Below are 26,849 nucleotides of genomic sequence, written 5' to 3' on the forward strand. Positions count from 1 at the left end.
TTTCGTTGTTTAATAATACCCGTCTCTTCATGACTCACTTCTTTTGGGATTTGAACTATTACCTTATATCCGGGATGATCACCGTTGTCACACTATCGTTACGCACTACTACCGTACCTTCTTCGATCTTTGAGGCCGGCATATAATGAGGTACACTGATTGATTGCGCTGCCATGATGAGAGCGCAGGATACGATTGCTAACAGCGTCAGCAGATCGGATTGATTTGTTTTTTTGATTGTTGTTGTCATATCTGTTTGATTTATTAATTAATACGGTTTTGTTGGAGGTGTAAAATTTTGCTCCCATCTAATAATATCAGACAATCTAAATTCGTCTATTTTTGAACCTTGATTTAAAATAATGTTTGTATATTTCCCTCCTTTTTTATTTAATGTTATATTACTATCATACTTAAGTAATCCATTAATGAAAAATTTTATATTTGATTTATTCCAGTTCAAATAAAAATGATGAAAATCACCAGATGGGAAAGTAATTCCCGTGTTAATAATTCTCCATCCGCTTAGGTTACCAGTATCAACTAACAATGTAATATACCCCTGGTAATTCATATTGATTGCAAATTGTGAATTTCTGCCACTTATAGATGATCCTCCTAATCTGACAGAAGTATTATCATCAGTGCTTGCACCATTTATCCTACTATACCAAAAATCTAAAGAAATGACATTATTATAATCTAAAAGAACGGTTTTTTCAACTGAAACTACGCCCCCTGTATTATTCTTACTAATATCATTCAAGCACTTTCCAAATTTACCTGGCAAGAAGGATAGATTACTTCCATTATAAACAGATGCATTAATATTTTCTATTTCCTCGTGATAGTTATCATCAAAATGAAGTAACAACAATGTGTTTTTATCGGGCTTACGCTCCACATCTATCAATCGCCGTTTCATACGCCCAGGTCTAAATTGAGTTCAAATGTCAAGAAATGCGGATAATTCGCTTTTACGTCGATTTGAGCCAATTCAGCTTCCGACGTAGCGGCATAAGCAGCGGCCTCGTTGCTTGCGCGGAGGTCGTATGTACGTTTAGCATAGATTTCCAAGTATGGCAAATACTTCATTGCCCAACTGATTGGCACATCGATTGACTGCGGCGGCGTTCCGGTCGTCCAGAGCTTTGTCTTTGTTTCACCGTCCGACTGTAATGCCGGGAGCGTGATACTGTATAGGGAGTTGCGCAAATCCTTGTCAATCCACAATTCCTGGTTGGCAACCTCTATTCCCCCTTGTGTGACGGAGACAAAGAATTTATTGCTAAACTCATCCTGTTCGACGATCTCCTGTAGCTTAGCTTGCCGGGCAAGTTCCAACGCATCGGCTTCCGGAAGAGGTTCCGGCTGCGGTTCCGGAGTCGAAGCCAGTTCCATATTCCACACTTCTAACTGTGTGGCCTCTGGATGCATAGCATAAAAGACCTCTTGTTCATTACTAAGGAGAAGATAAGCCCCCTTATCGTAGTCGGCAATCGTTGTACCAACATTGTAGGAGTCAGGAAGAGGATTCTTCAGACTCCAAAATCCGTTGTTTCTATTTATATATATCATAGCTCACTTATTTCCCGTTTTGAATTAATTCCCCTTAGCGATTACCACATAAGTACCATGTATGTACCTTACAGAGATAGACGCGATCTTACCTGCTGCGATCGTTATGCTCGTATTGTCACATTGCCAACCCGATGCGTTCGGGAGCGGTTGTGTGATGTTTGACGATGAACTATTCTTGATATCAATCATACATTCCCATCCCTCGTTAGGAGTAGTGGAAAAAGATAACGCACTGGCAGATGATAGCGTAACTTTTATCGAATAATTATTGATCGAAAGGCCGGTGAGTGTAGTAGCATTCGTAACATTTTCAGGAACAACAGCCGCATTCAGATTTCTCTTATCTGTATAACTCATTAATCCGTTATCGAAAATAGTGGCAACACCCGGCACAGTCGGTATTGTCGGTTTGTTGCTTAGGTCGTTGTAAGAACCGCTAAACAACCCCTTTCCCGCCTCTTTCTGTACGTAGTTTGTCAGATCGACTTTTTCGGCCTCAATCGGCTGTTTTGCCGTACCGTCCCACCAGTAGTCAGGCACATCCAGCGCCTTTATATAAAAGTTGTCACCGACTTGAAGCGTGGTAACGTTTGCCGAAACACCTAGCCAGACATCAAGAGCCGCGACCGTATCAAATACTTTTGCGCGAGACTTTCCGCGTGCGATTGCTTCTACATCCGAAAGAGCTTGTCTTATATCAGAATGAGCGACTGCCGATGTGTTATGGTTTCCAATGTCGGTCTTTGTAGCAAAATTGCTATCATTGCTTAATTGGCTTGTCTTGCTTGGTATTGTAGGCTTATTCAGGATCGCTGCTTTTCCCGCTGTTGCGTTCCAATCCGGCTGAACTTGTTCCGGGATGGTGGGTGCTACGTATTCCACAAATGTTCCGGTGGTAGTTCCATTTGCAGAAGGAACAAACAAATATTTCTTACCAATAAGAAGCCCTGTACCGTCTGCCGATACGTTTCCCGATCCTGTACCCGGCAAACCTTGCTGACCACGCGGCAGAGTTAAGTTTAACAGGTACTTAGGGTTACCTGCTACTGTTTGTCCGTTTGCAATCAACGAAGCTAAAGCATCTGTGCCCGGTTCTCCCGTCGTAACCGTACCTTGTTCCAGTACCGGAGGCAAACCGTTAGCTCCTGCTGGTAGGGTCAGGTTTATTTTGTATTTAGGGTTGCCCGTTGCATCTGTTCCGGCAGGGGTTACGGATGCGGCAGGATCAGTACCGCCCTGTACGGTCCCAATTTCGAGAGATGGGGTTTTCCCGTCTTCTCCGTCCTGCACGTTTACGGCAGCGGTATTGGCCGCTTCTGCAGCCCTGTTTGCCGCATCCTTAGCCTTGTTCGTTTCTCCGATCGCCAAGTTCACATTTTCGGAGATTTGAGACATTTTCTCATCTGCACGCTTCGCTGCATCGGTAGCAGGCTGTCGTAACCAAGCCAGATAATCGTCAACAGTCTTACCGACGTTTCCCTCCTGCTGTGTCCACACCTCGAATGCGCTATACCCCCGATCGCCTTTCAGACTATTCTTCTGCTCCGGCGTCAGCTTATCCCATGTCAGCCGCAGATCGGCAAGTTGCTCCGGAGTGAACATATCATATGTAAAGGCCTTACCGCGTAAAGCTTCTTTATCCGCGTCCGTCAGATCGCTGAACTTTAGTTTCAACTCTTCCACCTGCTCCGGAGAAAGATCGTCGAAAGTAAAGGCCAAATCCGACATAGGGATAAGAAGGATGTAGGCGGTATCATCCTGGTCCTCGTATTTCATTTCCAGACCGGCGGATGTTTTGCGGAATTTAGGCGTACGCCCGGTTGCCAGGACACCCGTGTTGATATTGTCTACCCACCAATAGCCATTAACAATTGACGGTTTCACGTCCTGAACCACCTGCTTTTTGAAATTAGCAACGGTAATAGACGCATCTGTTCCACCAAGGGATGTTTTCGATCCAAGTAACAAGTCATCATCCGACAAGGACGGGAACTTGGTAAAGTTCTTTATGTCTTTCGTTCCTTCCATATCATTCAGCTTTTAGCTGGTTGAATATCTGCCAAAAAATATCCCAATACTCAGAAACACCTTCCTGTTCAAGTATCTGGCACCGAAATGTGTTAGCGCTATATTCGATGTCGACATGTAGCGGAATCTCCTGATCTTCGTTGGCCGTCGTGCCATCTGCAAGCGGGACAGCCTTTGTGTCGCTTTTCAAGAAGGAGACGTGCAGAATATCCATCTTCCCCGATTCTACATCTATTTGCTGTTCGTAGTAAGCGATGATGCCGCCAACTTGTGTGCGTCCGTTCCTTACTTCGCGCTTAACCTCTAAATTTAATGCTTCCATATATTTGTTTTTTTTATTGTTTATTATCCCCAACCTATATACCTGTATTCTCATCGACATAGATAGTTTTCCAGTTAGGATTGGATATTACACCTCTACTTACAAGCCAATCACGCGGAGCAAGTTTAGCGTTAATAACAGTTCTCTCCATTTCGTTGCTATCTCCGAGATAGCGAGATTCAACCCTGAAATTGCTACCGAAACCATTAACATGCGTACAATTCAGCCAGATTTTAGGATCGTTACTATAAGAAGATTTGCCAACTCTTATCGCTACAGCCCCGTCCGGTGAGTTTGAGTTAAAATCAACTCGCAAAGGAGAAAAGAGAGGATTTTGAGTTACGCCTGTTATGAGTCGACTTGATTTTAAATACAGCATTGAATTATTTTCTCCCTGAACTGTAGACAAGCCAAATCCCGCAAAATCTCCATATGAATTACTTATTTGAATAGCAGTATCATAATTACTCCTTATTCTAAAATTACTACTATACCCTAATTGATCTGTAAAATTCGAGTTCAACTCATTGCTGGTCAAGTTAAATCCGCCAATAGTACCTTTACTGAAAAACACAGAGCCATCTTCATACATTCGCGAAGGTGCATTGTGCCTATTAGCGAAGGTTGCCCCTAAAGCTATGCGTGGATCGGTATTCGCATTGCCATCTATGATAACATTCCTGTTTTGGCTCTCAATACGGTTATCACTAAACCACCATCCGGCAATATTAGCCTCTTCAGTAAAGAGTAAGCCAGTTGCTATATTTTCAAACTGCCCTTGAAATTTCTTCCAATAAGCGGTGTCATTACCGGGATACTGCCCTATAAATGTTCCCGCCGTCGTTTTCGTCATAAAATACTGGCGGGAGCTGCCCGATCCGGTATAAACGACTTCCACATGTTCCGGACTTCCCGTATATTGCTTAGAGCCGCTATACTCTTTTCGGAAAATTACAGCCGGACCAGTGGAACCCGGTGAACCTGTATCGCCGGTTATCCTGATCGGAGTAGACCAGCTACTATACAACGTACCATTACCATTAAATATAGCCTTACTCATCCACAGCGGAGCATCGCCGGAAGGTGGATCGAGTGCCCAACCGGACGGTGGGACCCACGTTCCGGAGGGCGTGGCCGGCTGGCTGGCGGAACGGCGATAAACTTGATAAGTCGTCCTACCGTCTTCCCCATCGGTTCCAGGACGGCCGTCAAAGCTGTATTTAGCCCATAATGCCGGGGTAGAGAAATCCCCCCACACGTTGCGAAACTTATTACGTTTGCTTACCCACTCATAAGGCAAAGCCGAGGTTGGGCCGACGGGGTCGTCCGTCCAGCCAGCCGGGACGTAATCATCCTCTTGCTTCGTGCCCGGCGTTGTAGGGGCAGATGCCGATACGGTCCGGGTATAGATGTATTTGTAATCCGTACCGTCTTCGCCATCCCTCACCCGGACAATCGTAAACAGCAAGTCATATACGGCCATTCCCTCGCAATTGACATGCAGATTTATCGTAGCCGCATCCTCTGTCACCTCCTGCACTGCAACGAGGCCGTCTGTAATGACGTAGGTACATCCCTTCCCTTCTGATGTAACCGTATATTTTCCTTCACCGGTCACAGTACTGTATCGAAGCGCGTTTGCCCCCTTAGTCGCCTGGATTATCGTCGACACGCTAAACTCCGAGGCAATCACGATTTCCGATCCGGTAACGACGGTATCATCGCCGGTCACAACATCCACTTGATTGTATATACCGTCAGCAACGTTATATACTGCGCTATAAGTAGAGAGCACAACGGAATAAGCGTCATCCCCTTTAAAGCTGCTATCCAGGCCGGGAACATTCCAAACGTTTCCACCAAAATAGACGTTGTTCAAATAGACGGACCCTTTCTTCAAGGTTTGACCGTTAATGACCAGATTAGATAAGTCACCAAACTGCATTGAAACATGCTTAGGCGTAATCTCCCAAGTGTCAACACCAACCAAGTACCGCTGATATGTACGTGTAGAATAGGCAGATGCTTGCCGGCTCTTGTCGGTCGGATTACCGTAAACGGCAAACTTCATGAAGGCGCATGGGTGAACTGTTGTACCAGGTTTTAGTTCATACTTGAAATGCGCATTATCTATGATTTCAACGGGTGTAAAATAGGATGTGGAAAATCCTACCGTCACATCGAAACCGGCACTATCCTTTCCCGGTTGTGTTGCATTGTCGGTAAGGTTATGGAAGATACCACGGCAGAAGTCGCTAAGATGCATCCCGGACAACTCACCCTCTTCCAGCTTCAACGTTACGATCCGGTTAACTTCATCCACAGACTCGATAAGGCCAAACGCGATAGCGTTCCATGTCTCCCCGCTTATCACGTCGATACGGTTGAACCGCAGCTCCGGCACTTCGAGAAATTCCCGGAGAGTTAGCCCCATAAGTTCGGCATAACCTTTTTCATCGATTATTCCGCCCGATCCTAAAAAGCCTCCGACATAATTGCCGAACGTAGCACCACCGTTAAGCCCCAACAAGTAGTCCGTCTGGTCCGGCTTGTCTTTGCGAAGATATTTACCGTCGAAGATAATCCCCATATCATCGCTTTCCACGCCAGTAACATGGCCGAAAGTATCAACAAGCACGTTCTTTACAACAAACGTACCTTCATTAGCCGTGCTTTCTCCTTCAGATGTATTACCATGAGATATTTTATATATCAAACTACCAGCAGACTGCTTATCAACTGATATGCCCTCCCCTTCTATAATTTCAAAGTTACCCTCAACAACAGATGATCCGCCGGTGGACGGGACACTACCTGCTGAAGGATATCCTCCTCCGCCGACAGCGTCCAGCGTCCGTCCGGTTCGCGGCAATGCCGTTTTTCTTACATTCTTATGTTGTACACCAATTCCCATAGATATGCATTATATCTATATACCACAAAAGTGTACCACACTAATTAGTCGTAGGGAATACTGCTTAACTTTGCTATATCATCCGAATATCCGACCGCTGATATTTTAACCTTTCCCGCATTGAAATCGAGTGTGCAACCCGTGACAAGATACTGCCCCCGCAAAATAGGATTGCAGGTCACGTATGACAAGGCCGGATTATCCGTAATTTTGATCACTGACGAAAATTGTTCGTTTTTCTGACTATAGTTAGAATGGATAGTACACATCAGCAGCCTTTCCAAAATATCGGTTTGTCCTGCACGGGTAAAAGAGGTCTGGAAATCAAATCCGCCTTCGACTTTCTTTAAGATATTAGCCTTTCCTATTGGAGCTTTTTCTTCATTTGCAGAAATGCATTTCAATGTAACATCGTCAAAATCGTTGGCTACTTTTTTGTTGACATAACTCTTAAATTCATAATCATCGGTGGACGGTTCATGCCCTTCTGAATCTACTATAACGACATTAATGTTATTGTATAAAATCATTTTAACCTTACTGACATCCACAAGTTTGTCCGACACCGGATTTAGAATTAAATTTTTATTTGTTATCTCAAATACTAAATAACCGCTCAAACCGGGTCTGATAAAAATGCCCCGACCTACCAATGACGAATCAAGTGCCAACTTGTTATTAATCGGTTTATCCATAGGCCGGACTTTATTTGCATTTGTTGTCCATGTATCAAGAATTGAATTATCCGTATCATCTGTGCTAAACCACAACACACATTTTCCCTGCTGGATTGTTCCATTCAATGCTGTTTCCCAGATGTGTTCACCTTCGTTCGTGTTATTATAATAGGCAATTGCTTTGCCTGTCTCATCTACAAAATACAAATTACAAAAAGCCTTAAGTACTCCGCTGTTATTGACACCGTCTTTTTTCTCTTGCAATATCGGATGATCCGCTGTACTCGGATAGGCATCTATTTTCAAGTTAACGTAAAATGGGGATTTCCGCCTACCTTCCGGCTGCTCAACTTTTGTCACATAGTTAGGATACCGGACGCGAAATTGTGGAGTTACCATTGAGACGTCCGGAGTGTAATCGACAAAACAACCGGCTATTGAATCAGTCTCGCCAATATAACTCGAAAGATTTCGGTCATAAAAAATAACAAAAAAGCCCTCACCCTCAGACTGCAAATTCTCTATTTGATCGGATGATTTATAATATCCGGCACTTAATTGCGCAACGTTCGGCTTAAACGAATCTGTTACTGATTCTTCATCAACTTTTGCGTCCAGCTGTAACGCGTTTGCATATAAGGAGCTTGTTATTGTAACATTATTCGCCATTTCTTCAAAACCATAGTCACCTTCTGTTGACACGAAACCAATTTCTAATAGATTGCCATGATTAAAATTTACCACCTCATCAGCCTCATAAGAAAAGGTGTCAAAGTCATATCGTTTCATCGGTAGTCCTTGTTTTACAGTATTATAATCGTAGATGTAGACATTCGCATCTTTCTGCACCATCATAAGGCCGAATGGTTGCAGGATTGCCTCTACTACCTCCCTGCAGGTCATAGGCTCCTTGTCTTCGTCATAGAAATTTTGAGACATCATGTAAAGAACATGCAAAGGAGTCTCCGTTGCTGACATAGGAATATCGTTCGGAACAGTTGTACTGCCAATATAAAGTTTATGAAAAGGCAGATTTAGTTTGTCAAAACAACGCTTCAAATGAATGATAAACGGAACAATATCGATATACATCTTATCCGAAGCATCCCGATATTTCAATCTTTCCCATATATTGAAATCCGCTGCGGAAAACTCTACAGGGTATGGAGGATAAGAAGATAATTGCTCATTGTACAATTCGCTATCCAACCAGCCGATCCAATACAATTCAGTATTACGATAGAATCGAACCTGGTAGCCTTGCATATCGTCTGTATGGAGGTCCGTAAACTGGAAGTTTGATTCGCTAATCAATTTGATCGTAGCTTGCGTCCCCCTAACGGGCGTTAATTTTTTACACTCTTGATAAGCAAGAGTAAACGCCGGGACAGTTGTTTTCACTTCATAGGCCCGAGTGCTGCTATCATTCAGTATCTCTATACGATTTGAAACATCATCTAACCCTTTAAATGTATTATAGTATTGTACGTTCATCTTCCTCTATTCCTTTTTTTGTTCGTATACTCGATCAATGCTACTAATTCAGAACCCTCGCCTACAAGTCTACCGGACAATTCGCGTTCTGAATTATCAACAAAAGCCCTACCGACATTCAACATCTCGAATAGTTTAGCCTGCTGATCCGCAGTTAAAATCATTTCTCCGCCATTTATTTGAGCTGTCATTCTATCTCCAACAGTATAATATGGGACAATTCCGCCTTCAGCATAGTTACCCGCCGAGGTCGACTTGCTCAATGCTGCTTTTGCCGCCGATGTTGCAACGATCAATGCCCCACCGGCCGCGATAGCTGCAAATGGATTTATTAATAATTTATCAAACGCGATTTTAGCCATACCTGCAGCAACCAAAGCTGCACCGAACTGTTTAAGCATATCCATTAATCCAATCAGCATATTCCTCATAGCTTCCCCCGCATCTTCCGAAGCCAAAACCTCACCAAGTGATTCAAACCCTGAAACAAGCCCCGATTGAACTAAATTTTTAAGTTCTTGACTAATATCAATCATACCCTGATTCATATCGGTCATTTCCTCTAAATGTTTTTCCAAATCTGCGCGTTGTTTTGAATATATCGCTCGGAGTTCATCTGTAGTAGCTTCGTTATAAGACACAGTCACAGCTTGTAAGCGCTTCTGATAGGCTTCGATACTACCTGTCATATCAGGAATCTCTTCTTCAAAGCGAGAACCTTCTGGATCATAAAAATCCAATGTAGCTGGGATCTTGACCCTTTCCATATTAGGGATATCCCGAATTTTATCTTTTAAGTCGGAATCAATATCGAACTCAATCTTTTGAGTAACGGCTTCATTTTTCCATTTTTTACGCATTTCATCTGTCACCGTTTTGGCACCAGATGTCGCACTGCTTGCATTTTCTATTTTTTCAGTAGCTTTCAGTTCATCGTTCAAGAATTGGACAGACTGCTTGTACAGTTCATTTTTTTTCTGCATTTCAAAAACAACAGCCTTCTGCGATTCTATTTGTGCCTTTATTTTTCGTTGTTCTTCGGTTAAATCAATACTATATTTATCCAATTTTTCATTTGGTACAATCAAGGCACTGGCAGTTACACCTAACGGAGTTGTATTCAATATAGATCTTACCGGACTAAATTTCAATTTCTTAATACCACTATTTAGCTTATCATATTGCTTTTCCAGAAGTTCCAATTTCTTTTTTTCTTCATCTAAACCAGCCTGCCCTTCCATTTCATAATAACCACCTATGGAAGCTCTAACTTTCTCTATGGCTTCTTTTTTTGAATATCCGTAGTTTTGCCAAGTCTTAATATCTTTGTCAAGTTCTTTTTTTGCATTTTTTACACCTTCCGACAATGCTTCTTGTTGTTTTTGAGCTTCAGATTTCATTAGTTCCGTTACCGTGTTTAGTCCCCCCGCTAATAAATTAAATGTATCTTTTAATGCGCCATTACTATTATTGAGCGTCAAGACAAAACCTTCCCATGCCGACGAAATTGCATTGATCGATCCTGCTAAATTATCATTGTTAATTCTCTGCTGTTCTAAGGCTGTATTGGTTCCCGTAATAGCCTCCAGATAATTTTTATATTCATCTTTCGCATTTACAATAGCAAGAGCCGCTGTAACGCTCTCACGACCAAACATTTTAGTCATTTGCGTAGCATCGTAATTTTTAGCAGCTAAATTTTCTAAAGCAGTACTTAATCCTACAACAGAAGGCTTCAAATTCTTGTCTGCGCTGGATTCAAGTATTAAAAATATATTTCTTAGATTCGTACCCGCTTCACTTGCTTCAGATACTTTGGGGGCAATAGCCTCAATAGCAGCTACCAATTCATTGTATTTTATCCCTACCGAACTGGCTGCTCCTCCTGACTTCTCAATTGCTTTCGTTAAATATGGTATATCTGCACTACCCGCTTGAGAAGCAGCAGCCAAAATATTAATGTACTCACCAGCTTTATTGGCAGATTCTCCCATTTGATTAAGGGAGCCTGTAAGGGCTTTAGCGGCTTCGGGAACCTCCATTCCTGCCGCTTCCGCTAAAATAATAGCCTGGTTAGTAACTTCTGCTAATGCCGCTTTATTTTTTAAAAGCTCCGGCTTCTGAGAGCCTATCAACTGAAAGGCTTCTACAACCTGACTTGCTGTCTGAGTTGATGTTGACCCCATTTTAATAGCTTCGTTCTTGAAAAACTCCAATTCCTTAGCCGAAACTCCCGTGAGTGAGCGGAGAGAAGATAAAGATTTTTCAAACTGTATACTTTTCTGTGCAATATCCATAAAAGCAAACGAGACCCCTGCCATGCCCGCGAAGCCACCAACAAAAGTCTTTACGCTTGCCCCAATAGCATCAATCCGTTTATGGAAATTCTGGACCTGTTGAGCGCTCTCTTTTATGCGCCTGTCAAAGTCTTTATTTTGTAATAATAACCGTGTTACTAAATCTGCAGGCATACTATTTAGATTTAATATATTCTTCTGCTTTTCTTTTCAATCTCTCTATATCGGCATCCGAAACTAACATATTAGCATCCGGTCTTACACCGTCCCAAGGAAATTTCAAGATATCTTCCGGTTTTAATTGCTTTGTGCTATTCGATTGAGCAGAAATATAAGCCATTAAACGCGTTTGTTCCCAACTCTCACGATTCTTAAACCTCGCTCCATCTAAAGCCGCTCGAATCTCGTAAGGTTCCATTCGATCCAAAAAATATTCGGGATTCAAACCACACTCTATCACCAAAATCCGATAGATATCACTGATCATCAGTTTTTTTTTACTTCATCTTCTTGAGCTTCAATATCTTCTATCTGCATTAATTGCGATTTCTGTTTTAATTCTCTAACAAGCCATTTTCGAAAATCCGAAAAAAGTGTAGGTTCATCATCACATACATCGATAAACTCATCGAACAGCATTGAGAAATGGCGATTATTTGCCAAAATCATCGAATACATTAATGTGTATTCATTCAATAACTTATCCGGCGAAAATGGCACACCCACTATTTGCTCGTATATAAATAACCCTCTTGCGGTATACCGTAGCGTATAGTCAACGCCTCGTATTTTAATTTCCATATAATCTAATTTCTAATCGTTACGTATCAACTAAAAAAGGGGCATAAAGCCCCTTGCTAACTCACAAAGACGGTTTCCTTAGGCTAAGAGGACCGCAGCCTTTAAAAGTCGCCGTATACGTTGCATTCTCCCCATTAGGCGCATTTGCATTAAGCGAAGTGATTAAGACCTGTCCTTCATATCCACCGGAGCCAATGGCCCAGCCTCCTTCCGGTTTCCCGGTATCGCTATTTGCGTTTGATGCGACTTCAAACGCAACTATTAACTTTTCGCCAGCAACCATAGCTGCAAATAATACATCAAAATCGGACTGGACAAATAAATTTTCCGTGCCCATTTCCCACTCCATACGCCCCGCTTCACTGTCTCCCCACTTTCCACTGTCTTTACTCGATGCTTCCATCGTAGCAGCAGAGATACTAAGCGTATGATTTGTGGCCGATGCTAATGCCGAATAATCATCTCCTTTTTTTTGAAAGACCATAAGGTCTTTTCCTTTAACTACTTTCGCCATATCTATTCTTTTTACATGTTAATAATCTCTACCTCAAATTCGATATACTGTATAATGCAATCATCTTGAAATTCCTCATTTGAATTGATCATTCTGATTTCATCAACATCTATACCTTCGAATACCCCCCTGCGACCTTGTAGCGCTTTAAACACTGCTCTGACTACATCAACAGACTGTTCATATTCCGCACACACGATTGTCACAATTACCCTTACTGAATCCGAAAAGCTCTTTCGATCCTTTGTATATGACGGAGAAACATTTGTACGTTCATATAGCAGAAAAGGATATTCCGTTTGCTCTGGAGCCACAACCGGAAAAATGTTCTTCCCGATTAATTTCGATACTTCTGTATTTTGCAGAAGTAGAAGTTTTATGACTCGTCCGACTTCAAGTGCTTTCATTTTTTCTTATTTGCCAGTTTTACAATCTCAGTCCCTAATCTTTGATCCATATCTCCAAAAATATCATGCTTCTTAGCATCTTGTGCCTTCCTAAAGTAGTATCCAGCTTTGTTAGCCCCACGATTCGCTCCTTGATATTTCACAATTTTTCGATCACCCCATAGATAGCTCTTAGACACCTTCCCTGTACGCGTAAAGATTTCTCTTCTTCCCCAAGATACTACACCAGTAATTCTGCCCTTCGTTTCCCTTCTCCCCGTACCTTTCTCAAAAAATTTAGCCTTGAAATTACTCATAATATGCACTTTGACAGCCAATTTTTCCTGTCTATCCGACGATATCTTTACGAGTTGTTTTCTTACCGTGATTTTACGGCCACCCTTACGATAACTCATTTTATTTCGCTGGATATTTACGCCGCTACAAAACAACCTTTCTGTTTCTTTCTTCAATATGTTTGCTGAAACTCGAAGTGTACGCCGGATAACCCGTTTCATCTCTTGCCCGGTAAGGTTCGACTGCATATTGTCAAACTCTTTACTGTCGAATGTAACCTGTGCTCTACTCATTGATAACCTCCGCCGTTATGGTTAAACTTTGCTTCGACTTCTCCGGGTTTATATCATGGATCCGGTATTTGACGCCGGCATGGATGATAATCATATCTGCCGTAACCTTATGGTAGTACCGGATAACAAACCGGACAGAGTAATCATTTATGATCTCACCGGCGGAAACCCTACGGCTTCCGGACAAATGCAAAACTGATGCCTTCGTTGTAATGAAGTCTTTATATTCCGTCACCTTTCCAGAATACTTAGTTTCGACTGCAACCGGCTTCTGTATCTTAATTGTCTCTGTTAATAAACCCGCTCTCATATCCCATAATTTACATAAGGTCCTAAAAGATACCTGTAACTTAGCGGTACTTCATAGCTCTGCGCGAAAGCTACCGGTTCCCGGTTTGCGTACAAGCTCCCTATCATCAAAAGGATTGCATGTTTCACCGGAAGAGGCACAGAGCCATCAGGAAAAGCGATCGCGAGGGAATCATATTTGATGTGATCCGCAACAACAACCTCCGCCGCATCTATAAGGGAGTTGATATACAGGTCGTCCCCCTTATAGTCCTCATCTACCTGCAGATGTCTCTTAGCCTCTTCGAGTGTAACGTACATAGCAATCTTATTTTAAAGATCCAACAGCAAAAGACTCGTCGCGTTTCTTCACAACATCGAAGAATCCATTGATCACCAATTTAACAAGACCGTCTTCGGCCATTGTGATAGTATCGACTGTAATATCCAATGCACCCCACTGACCGATAACAAGATCAGCCCAGTTACCGAATACTATACCGTATTCATCGGCTCCAGTCTGCAATCCGGAAGCCATACCCGCTGTACTCAACAGCTTGTAATCATTAACGAAACCTTTTTCATACAAGAAGCCCTCAGCAACATTGGCGGCCTTCAACGTACTCTTTAAAATGCCTTTTCCCTTCGTATGCGTCACATATGCCAAATTGCCTTCCAAGGCATTATCTGTGTCGACAGCAGTCTCCATTTCGACGAGATTCGCTAAAGTTGCAATTCCACTGGCTTCATACTCTGGTGTACCTGTAAAGAAGCATCCGGCATCGTGTCGACATGCGCATGTTTACCAAAGATTGTGGATTGCAATTTGGTCGCAATCGCATTCACGATGTCTGTGCGCAGCATTGTTTCAGCGCCTGCTCCATCCTGGATAAGGAACTGTTTGGAAAGATACAATGCCGTTGCTATACGCTTCGGGGACATTGTAATTTTAGAGAATGTTCCTTTACCATCTTTAGCTTTCGATACTTCACCTTCCCAGCTTGCTGTTGATCCTGAATATTTCGGGATAGTAATATTCCCTTTTAATCCCGTCAAGAATTGAGCGCCAGCATCAACCAAGACCAAACGATCACGGAGGGGGGATAAAATATCAAGCGTTTCCGTGGGAACGACTTCCTGACCCTGGCCGGAAATAGTAGCCTGAATATAAGTAGGATCATCAGCGCGCAACTCGAGAGGGATACACAAAGCTCCTGTAGATTCTACACCCGCGTTTTGCATAGCGCGGCAACCAATCTCATTGAGAGCCTCCGAATTTTCACTATAACCTCGACCGGCAACCAACTCCCGGACCGCTCCTAAGATTGAGTAACCTCCACCTCTTTTCTCTGTTTTAACCGGCTTCTGGCGGTTACGCGCCTCCGCCAACTTGATTTCAAACTCAACCTCTGCTACTTCAGAAGCAATTTCGCCGAGGCGCTTTTCCTCGTTCTCGTTCGCTTTGCGCTGTTCTTTCTTCAAGGTTTCAAAAATACCCTGTCTTTCTTCATTCAACAAGCCAAGTTTATCTTTCAACTCAACTGTAGTAACTTCCTTCTTTGCCATAATCAAAATCTATTTTTAAGATTATTAAAATATTCGTTAAACTCTCTTTGTTCCGCTTCTTTATTCTCCTTTGCAACCCTTTCAATCTCGCGCTGCTCCGACTCCTTTTTATCGTTTAAAGACCGCAGGGCCACCGTTGTATCCTCATAGGCCGGATAATACACCGGGCTAACATCATACAGCCGTTCAAATTTCAAAATTGTTCGAACATAGGAACCGTCATCCTTTCTCTCCCAATTATCATCCTCGACTGTAAATGCAAATGAGGACTCTGAGATATCACCCCGCTTCAAGGATTCGATCAACTCATCGCCAAGTGCAGTGTTAGGAGCATCGAAGGAATACCGTAATCCTTTCGCATCAATTTCCAACTTTAAAGACCCTTCGCCCATCCGGTAACGGGCCAAAACCCCGCGCCGCTCATCGTGATTCATCAGACAGAGAACATCGCTTTTCTCGAGTACACCGTCTAATGCCGTCGGCGCAATCCTTTCAATCAAATCACCGCCCCACATCGGACGGCTGTCTGTGTTAAACAGTAATGCATACCCCTCTACGCGCCTGGATTCTTCATCAACCGTCGCCCTGTATGATACGCCTCTTATTTCTTTTTCCTTCTTCATACTATTGTGCCTTTATACATATACCACAAAAGTGTACCACACCTTTAAGATTTTTCCTTTTCTGTAGTCTTCATCATTATCGCATTGTCCAATGTCTGCATGTTGACAGGGATAAATGCCTTGTCTCCGTTAGCTATTTTAGGGAGGTCTACGGACTTTCTGATCTCGTTTGGGGTAATACCACCAACGCCATGTAAAGTCTTCAGATAATTCGCCTGCGCCGACTTATCCGCACGCAATAATCCGGTTGTATCAAACTTCACTTCGATATAGGTTCTCTCTGATGGCCGGAAGACCTTTCGCTTAAACTCCAATTCGATATTCTCCAATAAGGGTGCAAGGGTATCCGTTAGGAACGCGAGCTGTGTAGCCTCAACTGTAGAATAGCTGGATTTGGAGAGGTCAAAGGCTTTAACCGGGGAAACTCCGAAAAAACGGCAGATATCAACAACATTAAATTCACGTGTCTCCAGCATCTGCGCATCGGCCGGATTGATAGAAACAGCCTGATACTCCATATTCCCATCCAGGACTCCGATACCACCATTAGTGACAATGCCCGCCCACTCCTTTTTTAAATCGCTTTTTTGTCCAGGCTTTAACCTTCCATCTTTTACGCTTAACAGCCCACGAACGTTTCCGCCGTTACCGAAAAACTCCGAAGCGTATTGCTCCGAATTATGAGAAATATCAACCGTATTCCTTGCATGTGTCAATGTGCTGACCCCTCTTATCCCGTCATAGCTAAAATTCAAGACGTGAATCATGTTAGCCGGTTCCACGAGATATCGAAAACCGGTTACCTGATATCGACGGCGTAACATCCCGTCGATATCGATGTAAACGATCTGCACATAGCTCGCTGGGATGTATTGTACTGATGCCGCGTTACCGAACTCGTCACGGTCGATGTAAGCGTAGCCATTTCCTTCAAGCAGCACGGAACTGACCAACGTCTTTAAAAAGATAAACCGTGTCATATCCGGATTCGGGTATTCCCGTAGCAGTGAATAGGCCGGATGTTTTCTATATGCAGACTTATAGCCCTCAGCGTCAATCCGGAAAACGTCGATAGGAAGTTGTGCAACGCTCTCGCTAATCACGTTTACACACCGATAAACGGCAGCTAATTTCATCGCGCTTTTTCTTCCCGCGCCGAAACGCTGGATATTCATAAAGGATTCAACCGGTTCCTTATCCGTTTTCGACTTTCTGATTTCTAATCCAAATATTTTCATTTTCATTCCTCCACGTAATGCGGTGAAAGCAGATAAACCCCGTAGGCTTCTATCATAGCGACTACACCGTCTATTTTTTTATCGTTGAATTGTTTGCTTGGTTTCGTATTACCGTTATAATCCACCTTCATCACGACATTTCTAAAACAGAATCGCGTAATCGGATTATTGTCAATCACTACCTGAGCACTTAATATAGACCGCTCCATCTCCTTCGTCGGGCGGTTGAAATTTCCTATTGACTGGCTAACCGGCTCCATCGGTAGCCCCCGGTTCTCTGCATTAATCACAAATTGCGTAGCATTCCAAGCATCATAGCCGATTTTCATAATGAATAGCTTACTATCCATTTTCAAGATGTCCTCCAAAATGCAATCATAGTCGATCACGTTTCCCGGCGTAACTTTCAAATGACCCAGCCGCGCCCACTCGCCGTATTGCTCTTTGTTTTTCTTTGTCTTTAGTGCCTCCTGTGGAAGATAGTAGTCCGTCTTAAAGTACATCTTACCCTCATACGGGATCATGTAAGAAACCGCGGAAAGGTCAGATGTGGCCGATAAGTCAATACCAACATAGCACTCGGTTTCAGGTCCGAACATGGACAGGTCTACATCCCGGGAAACCGCCAGAATATTGTCGTCCGGAATCCACGTTTCCGCGCTATCGCACCACTCATTTATATTTTTTGTCCTTACACCAACTTCCTCCGACGGGGAATTAGTTGCTTTCTTCACCTGATTACGGATATATGACAGCTTCACCGTTACATCAAGATTCGGATTACTCTTAGCCCAGGCGCTTTCATCCTTCCAGTCGTCGGCCTCATCAAGGGCGTAGATCGCGGCAAAGATGCTATCATCCTCTTTCAAGCCTTCCAGGATCTCAACACACATAGTCCTCATCTGGTAGCAGGGACTCATCTTGTCGAATCCCGCTGTTGTGATAATCACCTGCATCGGATCGTCGCGCATCCCCTGCCCGGACTGTAAGACGTCTTTCAGACCGCTGCTTTTCGCCGCATGGTATTCGTCAAGAAGAAACATGGAAGGGTTCGGGCCGTCCAGCTTTGTAGAATCCGCCGCCAGCACCTTTAACCAGCTTTTCGTTGCATCGAACTTGACCATATCCCGGAAAATGTCAAGGTATTCGCCTTTGGGATCAAGCCCCTTCGCAAAATTTGAGCAGAGCGGCCAGGAAGATAGTTTAACCTGGTCCTTGCTATTTGCCGCCAGATACACCTCAGCCCCAGATTCGCCGTCGGCGATAAGATGATACAGGCATAAAGCGGCGGCAAGAGCTGATTTTCCCTGCTTTCTTGCCATCTCGATATACACAGACTTTACAACCCGCTCACCCGTTTCCGTGTAGTAGAACCCGTAGATACAAGCTACAATAAAAGCCTGCCAGGGCTGCAAATCGAAGGATTTACCGGCATGGCGACCGGTGTAATGTTTCAGCTTTGATATGAAACGGATCACGTAATCCACTCGGTCCTCCCGGAAAACGATATCGTCCCGTTCCTGGAATTGATAAAACCTTTCAACTGCAAGCGTAATCAGCCGACCGCATACTATGCGACCGGCAACAACATCACCTGCATATTGAAAGTAAGGTTTCATGGCTTCGCTCCCTCCCCGAAAAATTTGCCTAATGGCGAACTTGTTTTATCATCCGACTTTGTAACCTGCATCGATTCCCGGCTCTTTAAAGTCAACCCGTATTCAGTGATAATCCTCATAGCCTGCGCCAGAGCATCCTTTGAAATGTTAACGGCCGGATGCTTGATAGGATCCCCCCGATAATTGCTGATTGTTGCGCCCTCTTCTGACACCTGCCGGGAAGCCTGTATAAACTGACTATAGGATATAGCAAGCATGTGAATAGCCCCTATATCCACCTTTTTCAAATTATTATTCCGGTTGAGGTCCTTAACTACCTCCGCGATGTAGTCCTTTGCCTCGTCTTCCAGCCATTCGGGAGGCGTGTATTTTAATCCTTTTGCCATATGCTGCTTTTTCCTATATACCACAAAAGTGTACCACACTTTACTAATAGCATTTTAACAAATTGGCAAAATTTCAAAAGTGCCGTGCGTGTGACGTTAAGCGGGTGGTGGTTTCAGCGACTTCGGCTCTAAAAAAGTACCCCTACCCCCTCTTATACTTTTTAATTTTATTAACTAATTATCTTCTATAAAAGTTTGCGTAACGCAAACAAATATATTATCTTTGTAACAGTTAAAGCAAGGGGCTTTAAAATCTTTGACATCATGGAACAGTTAATCGACAGAGTTTGGGAACACTCACTAATCAATCCCGACGGTTTCACTTTAAACATTGAAACAATGAAGCCCGTCAAGTACGGAATATCAGTCGCTTACAAAGAGACACAGGATAGTTTCGGAAAAGAGAGTTTAAACGGAGTTATTAACCACGCTTTAGAACATGGCAAAACGGTTGGCGGATGGCTGGACACAGAAAGCAATCGTTACTATTTCGACAGCGTAAAGATCTTCAAGAATGCAGAGATCGACAAAGCAAAAGAGTTTGCAAAAGAGAATGATCAACTCGCAATCTTTGATCTAACAAATTTGAGAGAAATAAGAATTTAGTAAGGGGTTCGCCCCTTGCTTTTTCTTTCAATCTAAAATACTTACAAGTATGGACAGCATTACTAATTACAAAAGGGCGGGGATCAGTTTGGAAGTACTGGACGATGACACGGTCAAGGTTTCGCAAACAAAACTGATAAACGGATATATCCTCAATCAGAAACAACTTATCGAAAGAGGTAAGGATGTATATCCGGATAAGAAAATTATCCCGGTTGTTTTTTCTCTGAACGTTGAGGATATAACACTTGAATGGATTGAGTCTAAAATGGATGAGTTCGGTATAAAGAGAAACGACCTAATCAAGCAACTGGCAATTGATCGTTCCTCTTTAAGCCTTATCATGTCGGGGAAAAGAGAACTGTCCAAACCTATGCGGGCAACGTTCTTTTACTACTTCCTCACCTACGAGCTGAACCGGGATTTCCGGGAACACCTGGACAGCTTGTAGATTGTTTGTTATGGATCTCCTGATGGCATTCGTCGCACAAGCTCATCAGGTTATCAAAGTCGAATGCAAGGAATCTTCTTTGTACGAGGTCATTTGTGGACATAAAGGAAACGATGTGGTGGATATCGTCGGCCGGCTTCACTATGTCTTTTCTCAGACAATTCTCGCAAAGGGGATCCCGCTGCAGTTTTAGCCTTCTAAGTTCACGCCAGCGGGCCGTGTTATAAATACTCATGCGCTCTTTTCGTTTACCCTCATTCGGCCGCTGGCGCTTTGGCTTGTATATCGTCGGCATCTGTTGTGTTTATTAATCTGCTATCACGTACTATCTCCATCTCAATGCTACGGTATCGCTTCTCGAAAAAAGCCAGGATCTCATCGTCGGTAGTCAATTTGGTTGTTTCCTTGTCCTGGATAGTCTTGACGATCGCGTTATGGAATATATCCTCATAGGACATAGCCAACATATTCCCGTGTTTTCCCTTACACAGTTTGTCCCGTAAGGAAAGATAATAACGCGCTAACAGTTCGGCAACGCGGTTATTTACAGTCTTCCCTACAAAATTGGTTCTCTTTTTAGGTATCTGCTTTTGTGATTTTGATATTTCCGTCTTCATCTACGACACGATTAATTAAGTTTGTAACTGCTGCCCGAATCACTGTTGACTTATCAACGTTCATCGCCTGAGCTATTTCATTTAGCTTCAAGTTCAAATACTCATTTACTCTTACGCGAACTACACTACTTTTCATGGCTCAAATGAAATAACTATTCCTTACTCTGAAAGATTTTTTTTAGTTAATTCCCGCCCTTATATTTGTTAATTCTCGCTTTTACCGCCTGCATCAACGCCTCCTGCTTATCTGCCTTGCCGGATATGGCTTTCATCACGTCCTCATCCATTGTGCCTTTAGCCAACAGGTGGTAAATCTGCACAGGTTTCGTTTGCCCCTGCCGGTGTAATCTGGCACACGCCTGTTGATACAACTCCAGGGACCAGGTGAGGCCATACCACACGATGATGTTTCCCCCCTTTTGTAGATTTAACCCGTGGCCAGCCCCCGCGGGATGCGCAAGTAAAACCTGTATCTTTCCGGCATTCCAGTCGTCGATATCTTTGCTATTCGCCAGCTCACGAGGTTTACAGGTTTTTAGTTTACGCTTAATACGGCCGATGTCATGCCGGAAGGAATAAAAAATTAAAACCGGTTCACCGTTGGCCGCTTCAACAATCTCTTCAAGGGCTTCGAGTTTGGTGTCGTGTATTTCGTGCACATTTCTCTCCGCGTCGTATATGGCCCCGTTGCTGAACTGTAGCAGCTTGTTTGATAAAGCCGCAGCATTTACTGCTGATATGGCACTTTCTTCCTCCTGGTCCACTAACCGCAAAATTTCGTCTTTTTCAAATTCTATGTATTTCGCTTGTACTGCTTCCGGCAAGGTTACTTCTACCGTGTGATCCATTCGCGGGGGCAACTCCAAATAATCCTCGGCCTTCATGGAAACACAGATATCGGATATCTTTTGGTATATCGCTTTTTCCGACCCGTCAAGTATCTTGTAGTCAAATACGACTTGTCCGTTGCTCCTGCCCGGACGGAAGTATTTTTCGCGGTACCTGGTAATTGTTTTTTCCAGTCGCTCCCCTTGATCCAACAGATAAATCTGACTCCAGAGATCACACAAACCATTACTCGTCGGTGTAGCTGTAAGCCCTACTACGCGGGAAAACTGTGGACGTACTAAACGCAACGATTTAAAACGCTGTGCTTTTGGGCTTTTAAAGCTGGACAATTCATCAATCACTAACATGTCGAACGGAAGGGATCCGCGGTATTGAGCTACGAGCCAACAAACATTTTCCCTGTTAATGACATAGATATCGGCATCAACTCTTAACGCCGCCTTTCGTTGAGGCTCTGTACCGAGAATTGTGGATATCCTCAGATGCTTAAGATGCTCCCATTTCTGCGCTTCGGGTGGCCAGGTTGCTGAGGCCACCCTTAAGGGGGCTATAACCAGAACCTTATTTATCTCCAAGTCTTCATACATCAACCGATTTATAGCTGTCAATGTTGTAACAGTTTTTCCAAGTCCGCACTCTTGAAAAAGTGCACAATACGGGTGATCCAGTATGTAATCAACCGAGTATTTTTGATAGTTGTGTAAATTGCTTTCATTCATAATTCTTCGATGGATCTGTTTCTTCGTTTTTATGCCATAAAGCGTGTGCTGTCTGCGATTTAAACACCATTAGATTCAATGGATCATTATTTCTTTTATTTCCGTCTATATGGTGTACGACCTCTCCTTTTTTCAAAGGTCTCCCTAATAATTGTTCAGCCATAATCCGATGAGTATGCCTTCCGTATGTTTTAGTGTATGATTTCCTTTCACCTTTACCCAAATGAGCCTTACGTAATTTTGTTCTAACTTCCAGAGTCATCCGATCAGGATTAAAAAGTTCATTCATGCGGGTCATTTTTGTACTCAAATAACCTTTAGCGCACTGTCTACTACAAAAAACATGCTCTTTGATATTGCACGGGTAACGGTATAGTGCTTTTCCACATTTTTCACAATAAACTATCTTTTTCATTTTCTATTTTCGTTAAAAAGTTTTTTAATGTTTCTTCCGAATCGATCACCTCCGAAACAAAGCCCAGAGATATCAATTCGGACTGTCGTAAAAGCTGTTTTGCCGTCGGCTTCTTACCGGTTGTTTTCAATTCAGCCCAGTATATCCGGCCGGCCGGCATCAGGATTAACCGATCAGGATATCCCGTTTCGTACGGAGAGGAAAACTTCAGGCTTTACCTCCCATCTTCCGGATCGCCTCACGGAGTTTTTTTTCTATCAATTTTTCGTTCATCGTAATATTTTTTGAATGCATTTGTAATTGATACTACGTACCCCACTCGGTTGGATCCTATGTCTAATACGTGTACTATCTCCCCGTTAATGATCGGATCGAATGCTAATACATCGGTTATGTACCAACCAGCATCGGTTAAACGTATATTTGCCGCTTTTGCTAATTCTCGACGAAATGCCCGATACGCGATAGGATAGTGCGATTTTTCAAATATGCTAACCACAGTATCGATCAATCGCCAATCCAAATCGATAAAATCTTCAATTTTGCGATGGCCACGACGGCTTATCGATTTTCTGAAATTTATTAATTCATTTTTCATATATCTCTGATATTTTTAAAGTCGTAAAGCCGGAACTATGGAACCGGAACCGACTGTTTCTAAGAACCCTTTATATAGTACCTATTTTACCTCCTTATTTACCCTACCTACTATATGTAAATCATATATTTATCCTAAATAGATATTTTTTAGTTCCTATAGTTCCATTATATATAATAAAAAGAAAATCAATAAATTAAGAGGAACTAAAAACGGAACTAACGCTTAGAAGATAGTTTCGGTAGTTCCGCCTCCGTTTAAACGGAACCAGCCTTTTTGTTTTCCGTAAGTTCCAAATCTGACAGATCCTTCTATTTTTTTCCACCCCGGAAGATTGTCCATTATCCGGGATATACGAAAGCTTACTCTCCGGTCCGCCACCGCTCCTATACCCAAATTAGGGCATTCGTTTAGTATCTCCGCCACGCAAACCCTATCCCGGACATTTGTACCCGGGGCGTAGGTTTCGTCGTCTGATCGGAAATAATTCTTTCTTTGCTCCTGCCTAACGAGGCCCAATTTGCCGGCAGTTTCCAATCCAGATACACCTCAATAATTCCCTGCCATTCATCAACCTCCTTGTATTGTTCTTGGACAGATTCCATTGCTTTGGTTAGCTCTTCTGACAGTTTTAGCGATATCCTTTTCCTGTAATGGATAACAGCTTCCGCCCATATTTGTCCGACTATCTCCGGTGTGAGTTCTTCCCACAGATTGTATTTTGCGGGATTTACGGCTACCTGAATAGGCCAATAACGCCTTTCTCCGGAAGCGTCCCGCAGGAATTGACTTTCGTTCGTTGTAGCAAAAAAGACGTTCTGTCTCGGCCGGTGCACGTCGTTTTTTCCGTATGGCGCGTGGAAATCATCTGCCGTTTTTGACAGGAAGTTTTTAATTGCTTCGACCTCGGCTTTCCTGAATCCGACAAGTTCCCCGATCTCTATGATAAATTTTCCACGCAAATGCTTCGCGGCATCCTCCGGCTTATCCGGTGAGGGCATAGAGCTACTAAACCAAGACCTTTTTACTGCCATCTTTTCGAGTATAGTAGACTTACCACATCCTTGCGTACCGACGAGAACCACTATCTGGTCAAATTTAGTACCTGGTTCGTACACACGATATACAGCGGCGGTAAAGATCAGCCTTGTAAGCCGTCGGTTAAGGTCCGTATCTTCAGCGCCCAAGTAATCGATGAATATAGTATCGAGCCTTGGAGTACCGTCCCATATCTGCTCGTCCAGATAGTCTTTAACCGGGTGAAAAGCGTTGTCCCTACAAATCGTTTCGAGGCCGTCAGCGATCTTCTGCCTGGATTCGATATGCCAGGGTTCCTTTGAAAAATAAATTCGAAGACGCGCCTCGTCATCATCCCTGATAAAGGGTTCTTTGTCCGATGTCCCCCTCCACGGCGGCAATTTTAGAAGCGCCTTTCTATCATCAAATAAGTTATAGGCGAAACAGCCTTTTAACTTCGGATCATTTTTAAGGATCAACTCGATGTTATTAGGTGTTGGCGGATAATTGCCCTTTGTGTCGGTGTCCATTTCTTCCAGCCAACTATCGTCCCCATCTTCCGTTATAATACCCGCAAAATCCTCTCCCGCGCTTTGCAATTTCTCGGCTGCCAGCGTCCGGCGGGTTTCTTTATCCCGGGAACAAAAATTCTCCATTGCAAGAAATGAGGGATACCGATCTATACGCGTACCGTTTTTGACAACATTCTCGTCACGGTCACCAAATTTATGTATGCGCACCAAGTCGAACGCATTACATAGCATTCCGCCAGTGGGATCCGTCCCGTGGTGGCTGTATGCGAATTTATCGTCGTAAACGATCAGCCCGGCGGCGGTGCTCCCGCCCTTGTAGGTGTACCGGTTATCCACGTCACACGCTTCATAAACATCAGAAAGGAATGTCTCGATCGCCTTGTGAATACCGTATGTCCGGCAGAACGCTCCGACAATACCGGTTTTCTCCAGCGGGTCGGCCTGCTTCTTCATCTCGCGCCGGATAGCCTCGCCCTGGCGATCCGATACCGGCCACTCAGCGGCGTCCCGCCAGTTATGGTAGGTCGCCAGCATCTCATCAGCAGATAGCCAAGGCCCGTCCTGATACTGAAAATAATAATCAGCATCCTTCGGAGATGACGGCCAGTACATAAGGCGTTCCGGCTCGTAGGTCGAATCATCAAACTGCTTAATGCCAAGTGTCCCCGCTATCCGACGGGCAATCGGAACATATTCATCCGGCGTAACCGGCCGGTCCAGGGGCAGGATAAGGCGCAGACGAGGCTTTTCCGGCGAATGCTTGTGCGTAGAATATACGGCAGCGGCATTGTCATAATACAGGGTAAAATTATCCCAGAAACAGACATCCGCAAAGTCGATATCTAACGTTACAAGGCTACGCGAGGCGACAGAATCACTTTTCCGGCGTCCGCTTGTAAGCGTTCCCCCGACAAATCCGCCGATATCCTTGATCTCCGCTTGTCGGCTTTTATCGGCTTTCATGTACTCGGCCAGCGTTTCTGCAGTCCAGTGTGTCCGGCTCAGTTTCTCTAAAAACAGGGACCAAAGGATGTCCCTGTTTTTCCAATGTAATTCCTTCCGGCTTTTGCCGATCGAAATTGAAATTTCATTATCGTACTTTAATTGCATAATATTCTTTTACATCACATTCTACACTGTTATCACCTTCATCATCATCTCCCGGAGTACGGGCGGGGGTGTATAGTTTGCATTTGTACCTGTCCGGGCACTGATGGCCGTGGCATTTTATTTTTTGATGTTTCATTTCTTTCGTGATATGAATTATTTGTTCAGAATCAGCTTCATACACCTGCGGAACTCTTTTACAGAGCCGGGGTTCATGTTTTTACAAATCATAATTTGCGCAATCTCCACTGGATTATACTTTCTGTATTCAACTGGGATTTTGCCAAATACTCCGTATTCTAACGTCGTTTCTCTGATATCCATAGGAATTTTCAATACTTTCAATGCCTTCTGCTGTTGTGGAACAGAGTACGGCTGATAATTACTATCCCAATTTCCAAATACGGAAGTGACATAAAGAATCTTTTTTGCTAATCTTATTTTCATTTCTTTTTAATTATTAATTCCATTTGGTTACTATTGAAAAAACAATCGGAGAATTACGTTCATTAGTAAGTACATACACTGCTTTATATTTACCTTTCAGTGTATCCCCGTGAAAAACTATCCCCGAAATACCCCTTATAGATAGATTAAAGAGAAGAAAGGGAAT

The 26,849-nt window shown here is 43.4% G+C and carries 31 protein-coding genes; 2 read left to right on the forward strand and 29 right to left on the reverse strand.

What is annotated here, in order from left to right:
* Nucleotides 1-58 precede the first annotated feature (58 nt).
* The 21 genes from DW083_RS19755 to DW083_RS19855 form a co-directional block, all read right to left on the reverse strand.
* Nucleotides 59-250 carry a hypothetical protein gene (locus DW083_RS19755; protein WP_122333581.1) on the reverse strand — a complete coding sequence of 64 codons (192 nt, stop codon included), beginning with the start codon at nt 248-250 and terminating at the stop codon, nt 59-61.
* Between the two features lie 18 nt (nt 251-268).
* Nucleotides 269-925, reverse strand: a complete 657-nt coding sequence (locus DW083_RS19760; RefSeq protein WP_122333582.1) for a LamG-like jellyroll fold domain-containing protein — start codon at nt 923-925, stop codon at nt 269-271.
* A complete protein-coding gene (locus tag DW083_RS19765; protein ID WP_122333583.1) occupies nt 922-1,578 on the reverse strand; it encodes a hypothetical protein in 657 nt (218 codons plus the stop codon). Before DW083_RS19765 ends, DW083_RS19760 begins: the two co-directional genes overlap by 4 nt.
* Nucleotides 1,579-1,602: 24 nt before the next feature.
* Nucleotides 1,603-3,609, reverse strand: a complete 2,007-nt coding sequence (locus DW083_RS19770) for a hypothetical protein (protein WP_122333584.1) — start codon at nt 3,607-3,609, stop codon at nt 1,603-1,605.
* Between the two features lies 1 nt (nt 3,610).
* Nucleotides 3,611-3,931 (reverse strand): hypothetical protein, encoded by a 321-nt coding sequence (locus DW083_RS19775; protein ID WP_147382170.1) that lies wholly within the window; start codon nt 3,929-3,931, stop codon nt 3,611-3,613.
* Nucleotides 3,932-3,965: 34 nt separating this feature from the next.
* Nucleotides 3,966-6,845, reverse strand: coding sequence for a hypothetical protein (locus tag DW083_RS19780; protein WP_147382171.1), 2,880 nt, complete (start codon nt 6,843-6,845; stop codon nt 3,966-3,968).
* Between the two features lie 44 nt (nt 6,846-6,889).
* Complete coding sequence (locus DW083_RS19785; RefSeq protein ID WP_122333587.1) at nt 6,890-9,016, reverse strand: hypothetical protein; 2,127 nt, start codon at nt 9,014-9,016, stop codon at nt 6,890-6,892.
* Nucleotides 9,013-11,487 carry a phage tail tape measure protein gene (locus DW083_RS19790; protein WP_122333588.1) on the reverse strand — a complete coding sequence of 825 codons (2,475 nt, stop codon included), beginning with the start codon at nt 11,485-11,487 and terminating at the stop codon, nt 9,013-9,015. The genes DW083_RS19785 and DW083_RS19790 overlap by 4 nt, the downstream gene beginning before the upstream one ends.
* Nucleotide 11,488: 1 nt before the next feature.
* Nucleotides 11,489-11,800 (reverse strand): hypothetical protein, encoded by a 312-nt coding sequence (locus DW083_RS19795; protein ID WP_233552305.1) that lies wholly within the window; start codon nt 11,798-11,800, stop codon nt 11,489-11,491.
* Nucleotides 11,800-12,114 carry a hypothetical protein gene (locus DW083_RS19800; protein ID WP_122333589.1) on the reverse strand — a complete coding sequence of 105 codons (315 nt, stop codon included), beginning with the start codon at nt 12,112-12,114 and terminating at the stop codon, nt 11,800-11,802. The genes DW083_RS19795 and DW083_RS19800 overlap by 1 nt, the downstream gene beginning before the upstream one ends.
* Before the next feature lie 61 nt (nt 12,115-12,175).
* Nucleotides 12,176-12,628 (reverse strand): phage tail tube protein, encoded by a 453-nt coding sequence (locus tag DW083_RS19805; RefSeq protein WP_122333590.1) that lies wholly within the window; start codon nt 12,626-12,628, stop codon nt 12,176-12,178.
* A gap of 11 nt (nt 12,629-12,639) precedes the next feature.
* The gene (locus tag DW083_RS19810; protein WP_122333591.1) at nt 12,640-13,035 is read right to left on the reverse strand and encodes a DUF3168 domain-containing protein; all 396 of its coding nucleotides are present in this window, start codon (nt 13,033-13,035) and stop codon (nt 12,640-12,642) included.
* Complete coding sequence (locus DW083_RS19815; protein ID WP_147382172.1) at nt 13,032-13,559, reverse strand: hypothetical protein; 528 nt, start codon at nt 13,557-13,559, stop codon at nt 13,032-13,034. The genes DW083_RS19810 and DW083_RS19815 overlap by 4 nt, the downstream gene beginning before the upstream one ends.
* A 37-nt stretch (nt 13,560-13,596) precedes the next feature.
* Nucleotides 13,597-13,914, reverse strand: a complete 318-nt coding sequence (locus DW083_RS19820; RefSeq protein WP_122333593.1) for a phage head closure protein — start codon at nt 13,912-13,914, stop codon at nt 13,597-13,599.
* Nucleotides 13,911-14,213 (reverse strand): head-tail connector protein, encoded by a 303-nt coding sequence (locus DW083_RS19825; RefSeq protein ID WP_122333594.1) that lies wholly within the window; start codon nt 14,211-14,213, stop codon nt 13,911-13,913. The genes DW083_RS19820 and DW083_RS19825 overlap by 4 nt, the downstream gene beginning before the upstream one ends.
* A 7-nt stretch (nt 14,214-14,220) precedes the next feature.
* Nucleotides 14,221-14,601 carry a phage major capsid protein gene (locus DW083_RS23450; RefSeq protein WP_122333595.1) on the reverse strand — a complete coding sequence of 127 codons (381 nt, stop codon included), beginning with the start codon at nt 14,599-14,601 and terminating at the stop codon, nt 14,221-14,223.
* A 14-nt stretch (nt 14,602-14,615) separates the two neighbouring features.
* A complete protein-coding gene (locus tag DW083_RS19835) occupies nt 14,616-15,458 on the reverse strand; it encodes a phage major capsid protein (RefSeq protein WP_122333596.1) in 843 nt (280 codons plus the stop codon).
* A gap of 2 nt (nt 15,459-15,460) precedes the next feature.
* Nucleotides 15,461-16,081: an HK97 family phage prohead protease gene (locus DW083_RS19840; protein ID WP_122333597.1), complete on the reverse strand. Its 621-nt coding sequence runs from the start codon at nt 16,079-16,081 to the stop codon at nt 15,461-15,463.
* Between the two features lie 44 nt (nt 16,082-16,125).
* The gene (locus DW083_RS19845) at nt 16,126-17,325 is read right to left on the reverse strand and encodes a phage portal protein (RefSeq protein WP_122333598.1); all 1,200 of its coding nucleotides are present in this window, start codon (nt 17,323-17,325) and stop codon (nt 16,126-16,128) included.
* The gene (locus DW083_RS19850; RefSeq protein WP_122333599.1) at nt 17,322-18,938 is read right to left on the reverse strand and encodes a terminase large subunit; all 1,617 of its coding nucleotides are present in this window, start codon (nt 18,936-18,938) and stop codon (nt 17,322-17,324) included. The genes DW083_RS19845 and DW083_RS19850 overlap by 4 nt, the downstream gene beginning before the upstream one ends.
* Nucleotides 18,935-19,324: a phage terminase small subunit P27 family gene (locus DW083_RS19855; protein WP_122333600.1), complete on the reverse strand. Its 390-nt coding sequence runs from the start codon at nt 19,322-19,324 to the stop codon at nt 18,935-18,937. The genes DW083_RS19850 and DW083_RS19855 overlap by 4 nt, the downstream gene beginning before the upstream one ends.
* A gap of 264 nt (nt 19,325-19,588) precedes the next feature.
* Between DW083_RS19855 and DW083_RS19860 the strand changes: the two genes are divergently transcribed.
* Together DW083_RS19860 and DW083_RS19865 are read left to right on the forward strand one after the other, a co-directional pair.
* Entirely contained in the window at nt 19,589-19,930 is a 342-nt protein-coding gene (locus tag DW083_RS19860) for a hypothetical protein (RefSeq protein ID WP_199659201.1), read from the forward strand.
* A 49-nt stretch (nt 19,931-19,979) separates the two neighbouring features.
* Nucleotides 19,980-20,381 (forward strand): hypothetical protein, encoded by a 402-nt coding sequence (locus DW083_RS19865; protein ID WP_122333602.1) that lies wholly within the window; start codon nt 19,980-19,982, stop codon nt 20,379-20,381.
* Here DW083_RS19865 and DW083_RS19870 read toward each other — a convergent pair.
* The 8 genes from DW083_RS19870 to DW083_RS19905 form a co-directional block, all read right to left on the reverse strand.
* Nucleotides 20,332-20,676, reverse strand: coding sequence for an HNH endonuclease signature motif containing protein (locus DW083_RS19870; RefSeq protein ID WP_122333603.1), 345 nt, complete (start codon nt 20,674-20,676; stop codon nt 20,332-20,334). The two genes, DW083_RS19865 and DW083_RS19870, sit on opposite strands and share 50 nt — an antisense overlap.
* On the reverse strand, nt 20,636-20,998 hold the full coding sequence (locus DW083_RS19875) for a hypothetical protein (protein WP_122333604.1): 363 nt from the start codon (nt 20,996-20,998) through the stop codon (nt 20,636-20,638). The genes DW083_RS19870 and DW083_RS19875 overlap by 41 nt, the downstream gene beginning before the upstream one ends.
* Nucleotides 20,958-21,134 carry a hypothetical protein gene (locus tag DW083_RS22165; RefSeq protein WP_158582145.1) on the reverse strand — a complete coding sequence of 59 codons (177 nt, stop codon included), beginning with the start codon at nt 21,132-21,134 and terminating at the stop codon, nt 20,958-20,960. Before DW083_RS22165 ends, DW083_RS19875 begins: the two co-directional genes overlap by 41 nt.
* Nucleotides 21,135-21,180: 46 nt before the next feature.
* Nucleotides 21,181-22,566 (reverse strand): DEAD/DEAH box helicase, encoded by a 1,386-nt coding sequence (locus tag DW083_RS19880; protein ID WP_122333605.1) that lies wholly within the window; start codon nt 22,564-22,566, stop codon nt 21,181-21,183.
* The gene (locus DW083_RS19885; RefSeq protein ID WP_122333606.1) at nt 22,559-22,981 is read right to left on the reverse strand and encodes an HNH endonuclease signature motif containing protein; all 423 of its coding nucleotides are present in this window, start codon (nt 22,979-22,981) and stop codon (nt 22,559-22,561) included. Before DW083_RS19885 ends, DW083_RS19880 begins: the two co-directional genes overlap by 8 nt.
* Nucleotides 22,982-23,219: 238 nt before the next feature.
* Entirely contained in the window at nt 23,220-23,579 is a 360-nt protein-coding gene (locus tag DW083_RS19895; protein ID WP_122333607.1) for a hypothetical protein, read from the reverse strand.
* 410 nt (nt 23,580-23,989) lie between these two features.
* Nucleotides 23,990-26,239, reverse strand: coding sequence for a virulence-associated E family protein (locus DW083_RS19900; RefSeq protein WP_122333608.1), 2,250 nt, complete (start codon nt 26,237-26,239; stop codon nt 23,990-23,992).
* A 153-nt stretch (nt 26,240-26,392) separates the two neighbouring features.
* Complete coding sequence (locus DW083_RS19905) at nt 26,393-26,683, reverse strand: hypothetical protein (RefSeq protein WP_122333609.1); 291 nt, start codon at nt 26,681-26,683, stop codon at nt 26,393-26,395.
* Nucleotides 26,684-26,849 lie beyond the last annotated feature (166 nt).

The sequence above is a fragment of the Parabacteroides sp. AF48-14 genome (assembly GCF_003477465.1).
In the GTDB taxonomy this organism is placed as follows: Bacteria; Bacteroidota; Bacteroidia; order Bacteroidales; family Tannerellaceae; genus Parabacteroides; species Parabacteroides acidifaciens.

Coding starts and splice junctions, on each gene's coding strand:
- DW083_RS19755 (WP_122333581.1), bottom strand. CDS start 250: ATGACAACAACAATCAAAAAAACAAATCAATCCGATCTGCTGACGCTG.
- DW083_RS19760 (WP_122333582.1), bottom strand. CDS start 925: ATGAAACGGCGATTGATAGATGTGGAGCGTAAGCCCGATAAAAACACA.
- DW083_RS19765 (WP_122333583.1), bottom strand. CDS start 1,578: ATGATATATATAAATAGAAACAACGGATTTTGGAGTCTGAAGAATCCT.
- DW083_RS19770 (WP_122333584.1), bottom strand. CDS start 3,609: ATGGAAGGAACGAAAGACATAAAGAACTTTACCAAGTTCCCGTCCTTG.
- DW083_RS19775 (WP_147382170.1), bottom strand. CDS start 3,931: ATGGAAGCATTAAATTTAGAGGTTAAGCGCGAAGTAAGGAACGGACGC.
- DW083_RS19780 (WP_147382171.1), bottom strand. CDS start 6,845: ATGGGAATTGGTGTACAACATAAGAATGTAAGAAAAACGGCATTGCCG.
- DW083_RS19785 (WP_122333587.1), bottom strand. CDS start 9,016: ATGAACGTACAATACTATAATACATTTAAAGGGTTAGATGATGTTTCA.
- DW083_RS19790 (WP_122333588.1), bottom strand. CDS start 11,487: ATGCCTGCAGATTTAGTAACACGGTTATTATTACAAAATAAAGACTTT.
- DW083_RS19795 (WP_233552305.1), bottom strand. CDS start 11,800: ATGATCAGTGATATCTATCGGATTTTGGTGATAGAGTGTGGTTTGAAT.
- DW083_RS19800 (WP_122333589.1), bottom strand. CDS start 12,114: ATGGAAATTAAAATACGAGGCGTTGACTATACGCTACGGTATACCGCA.
- DW083_RS19805 (WP_122333590.1), bottom strand. CDS start 12,628: ATGGCGAAAGTAGTTAAAGGAAAAGACCTTATGGTCTTTCAAAAAAAA.
- DW083_RS19810 (WP_122333591.1), bottom strand. CDS start 13,035: ATGAAAGCACTTGAAGTCGGACGAGTCATAAAACTTCTACTTCTGCAA.
- DW083_RS19815 (WP_147382172.1), bottom strand. CDS start 13,559: ATGCAGTCGAACCTTACCGGGCAAGAGATGAAACGGGTTATCCGGCGT.
- DW083_RS19820 (WP_122333593.1), bottom strand. CDS start 13,914: ATGAGAGCGGGTTTATTAACAGAGACAATTAAGATACAGAAGCCGGTT.
- DW083_RS19825 (WP_122333594.1), bottom strand. CDS start 14,213: ATGTACGTTACACTCGAAGAGGCTAAGAGACATCTGCAGGTAGATGAG.
- DW083_RS23450 (WP_122333595.1), bottom strand. CDS start 14,601: ATGGAGACTGCTGTCGACACAGATAATGCCTTGGAAGGCAATTTGGCA.
- DW083_RS19835 (WP_122333596.1), bottom strand. CDS start 15,458: ATGGCAAAGAAGGAAGTTACTACAGTTGAGTTGAAAGATAAACTTGGC.
- DW083_RS19840 (WP_122333597.1), bottom strand. CDS start 16,081: ATGAAGAAGGAAAAAGAAATAAGAGGCGTATCATACAGGGCGACGGTT.
- DW083_RS19845 (WP_122333598.1), bottom strand. CDS start 17,325: ATGAAAATGAAAATATTTGGATTAGAAATCAGAAAGTCGAAAACGGAT.
- DW083_RS19850 (WP_122333599.1), bottom strand. CDS start 18,938: ATGAAACCTTACTTTCAATATGCAGGTGATGTTGTTGCCGGTCGCATA.
- DW083_RS19855 (WP_122333600.1), bottom strand. CDS start 19,324: ATGGCAAAAGGATTAAAATACACGCCTCCCGAATGGCTGGAAGACGAG.
- DW083_RS19860 (WP_199659201.1), top strand. CDS start 19,589: ATGGAACAGTTAATCGACAGAGTTTGGGAACACTCACTAATCAATCCC.
- DW083_RS19865 (WP_122333602.1), top strand. CDS start 19,980: ATGGACAGCATTACTAATTACAAAAGGGCGGGGATCAGTTTGGAAGTA.
- DW083_RS19870 (WP_122333603.1), bottom strand. CDS start 20,676: ATGCCGACGATATACAAGCCAAAGCGCCAGCGGCCGAATGAGGGTAAA.
- DW083_RS19875 (WP_122333604.1), bottom strand. CDS start 20,998: ATGAAGACGGAAATATCAAAATCACAAAAGCAGATACCTAAAAAGAGA.
- DW083_RS22165 (WP_158582145.1), bottom strand. CDS start 21,134: ATGAAAAGTAGTGTAGTTCGCGTAAGAGTAAATGAGTATTTGAACTTG.
- DW083_RS19880 (WP_122333605.1), bottom strand. CDS start 22,566: ATGAATGAAAGCAATTTACACAACTATCAAAAATACTCGGTTGATTAC.
- DW083_RS19885 (WP_122333606.1), bottom strand. CDS start 22,981: ATGAAAAAGATAGTTTATTGTGAAAAATGTGGAAAAGCACTATACCGT.
- DW083_RS19895 (WP_122333607.1), bottom strand. CDS start 23,579: ATGAAAAATGAATTAATAAATTTCAGAAAATCGATAAGCCGTCGTGGC.
- DW083_RS19900 (WP_122333608.1), bottom strand. CDS start 26,239: ATGCAATTAAAGTACGATAATGAAATTTCAATTTCGATCGGCAAAAGC.
- DW083_RS19905 (WP_122333609.1), bottom strand. CDS start 26,683: ATGAAAATAAGATTAGCAAAAAAGATTCTTTATGTCACTTCCGTATTT.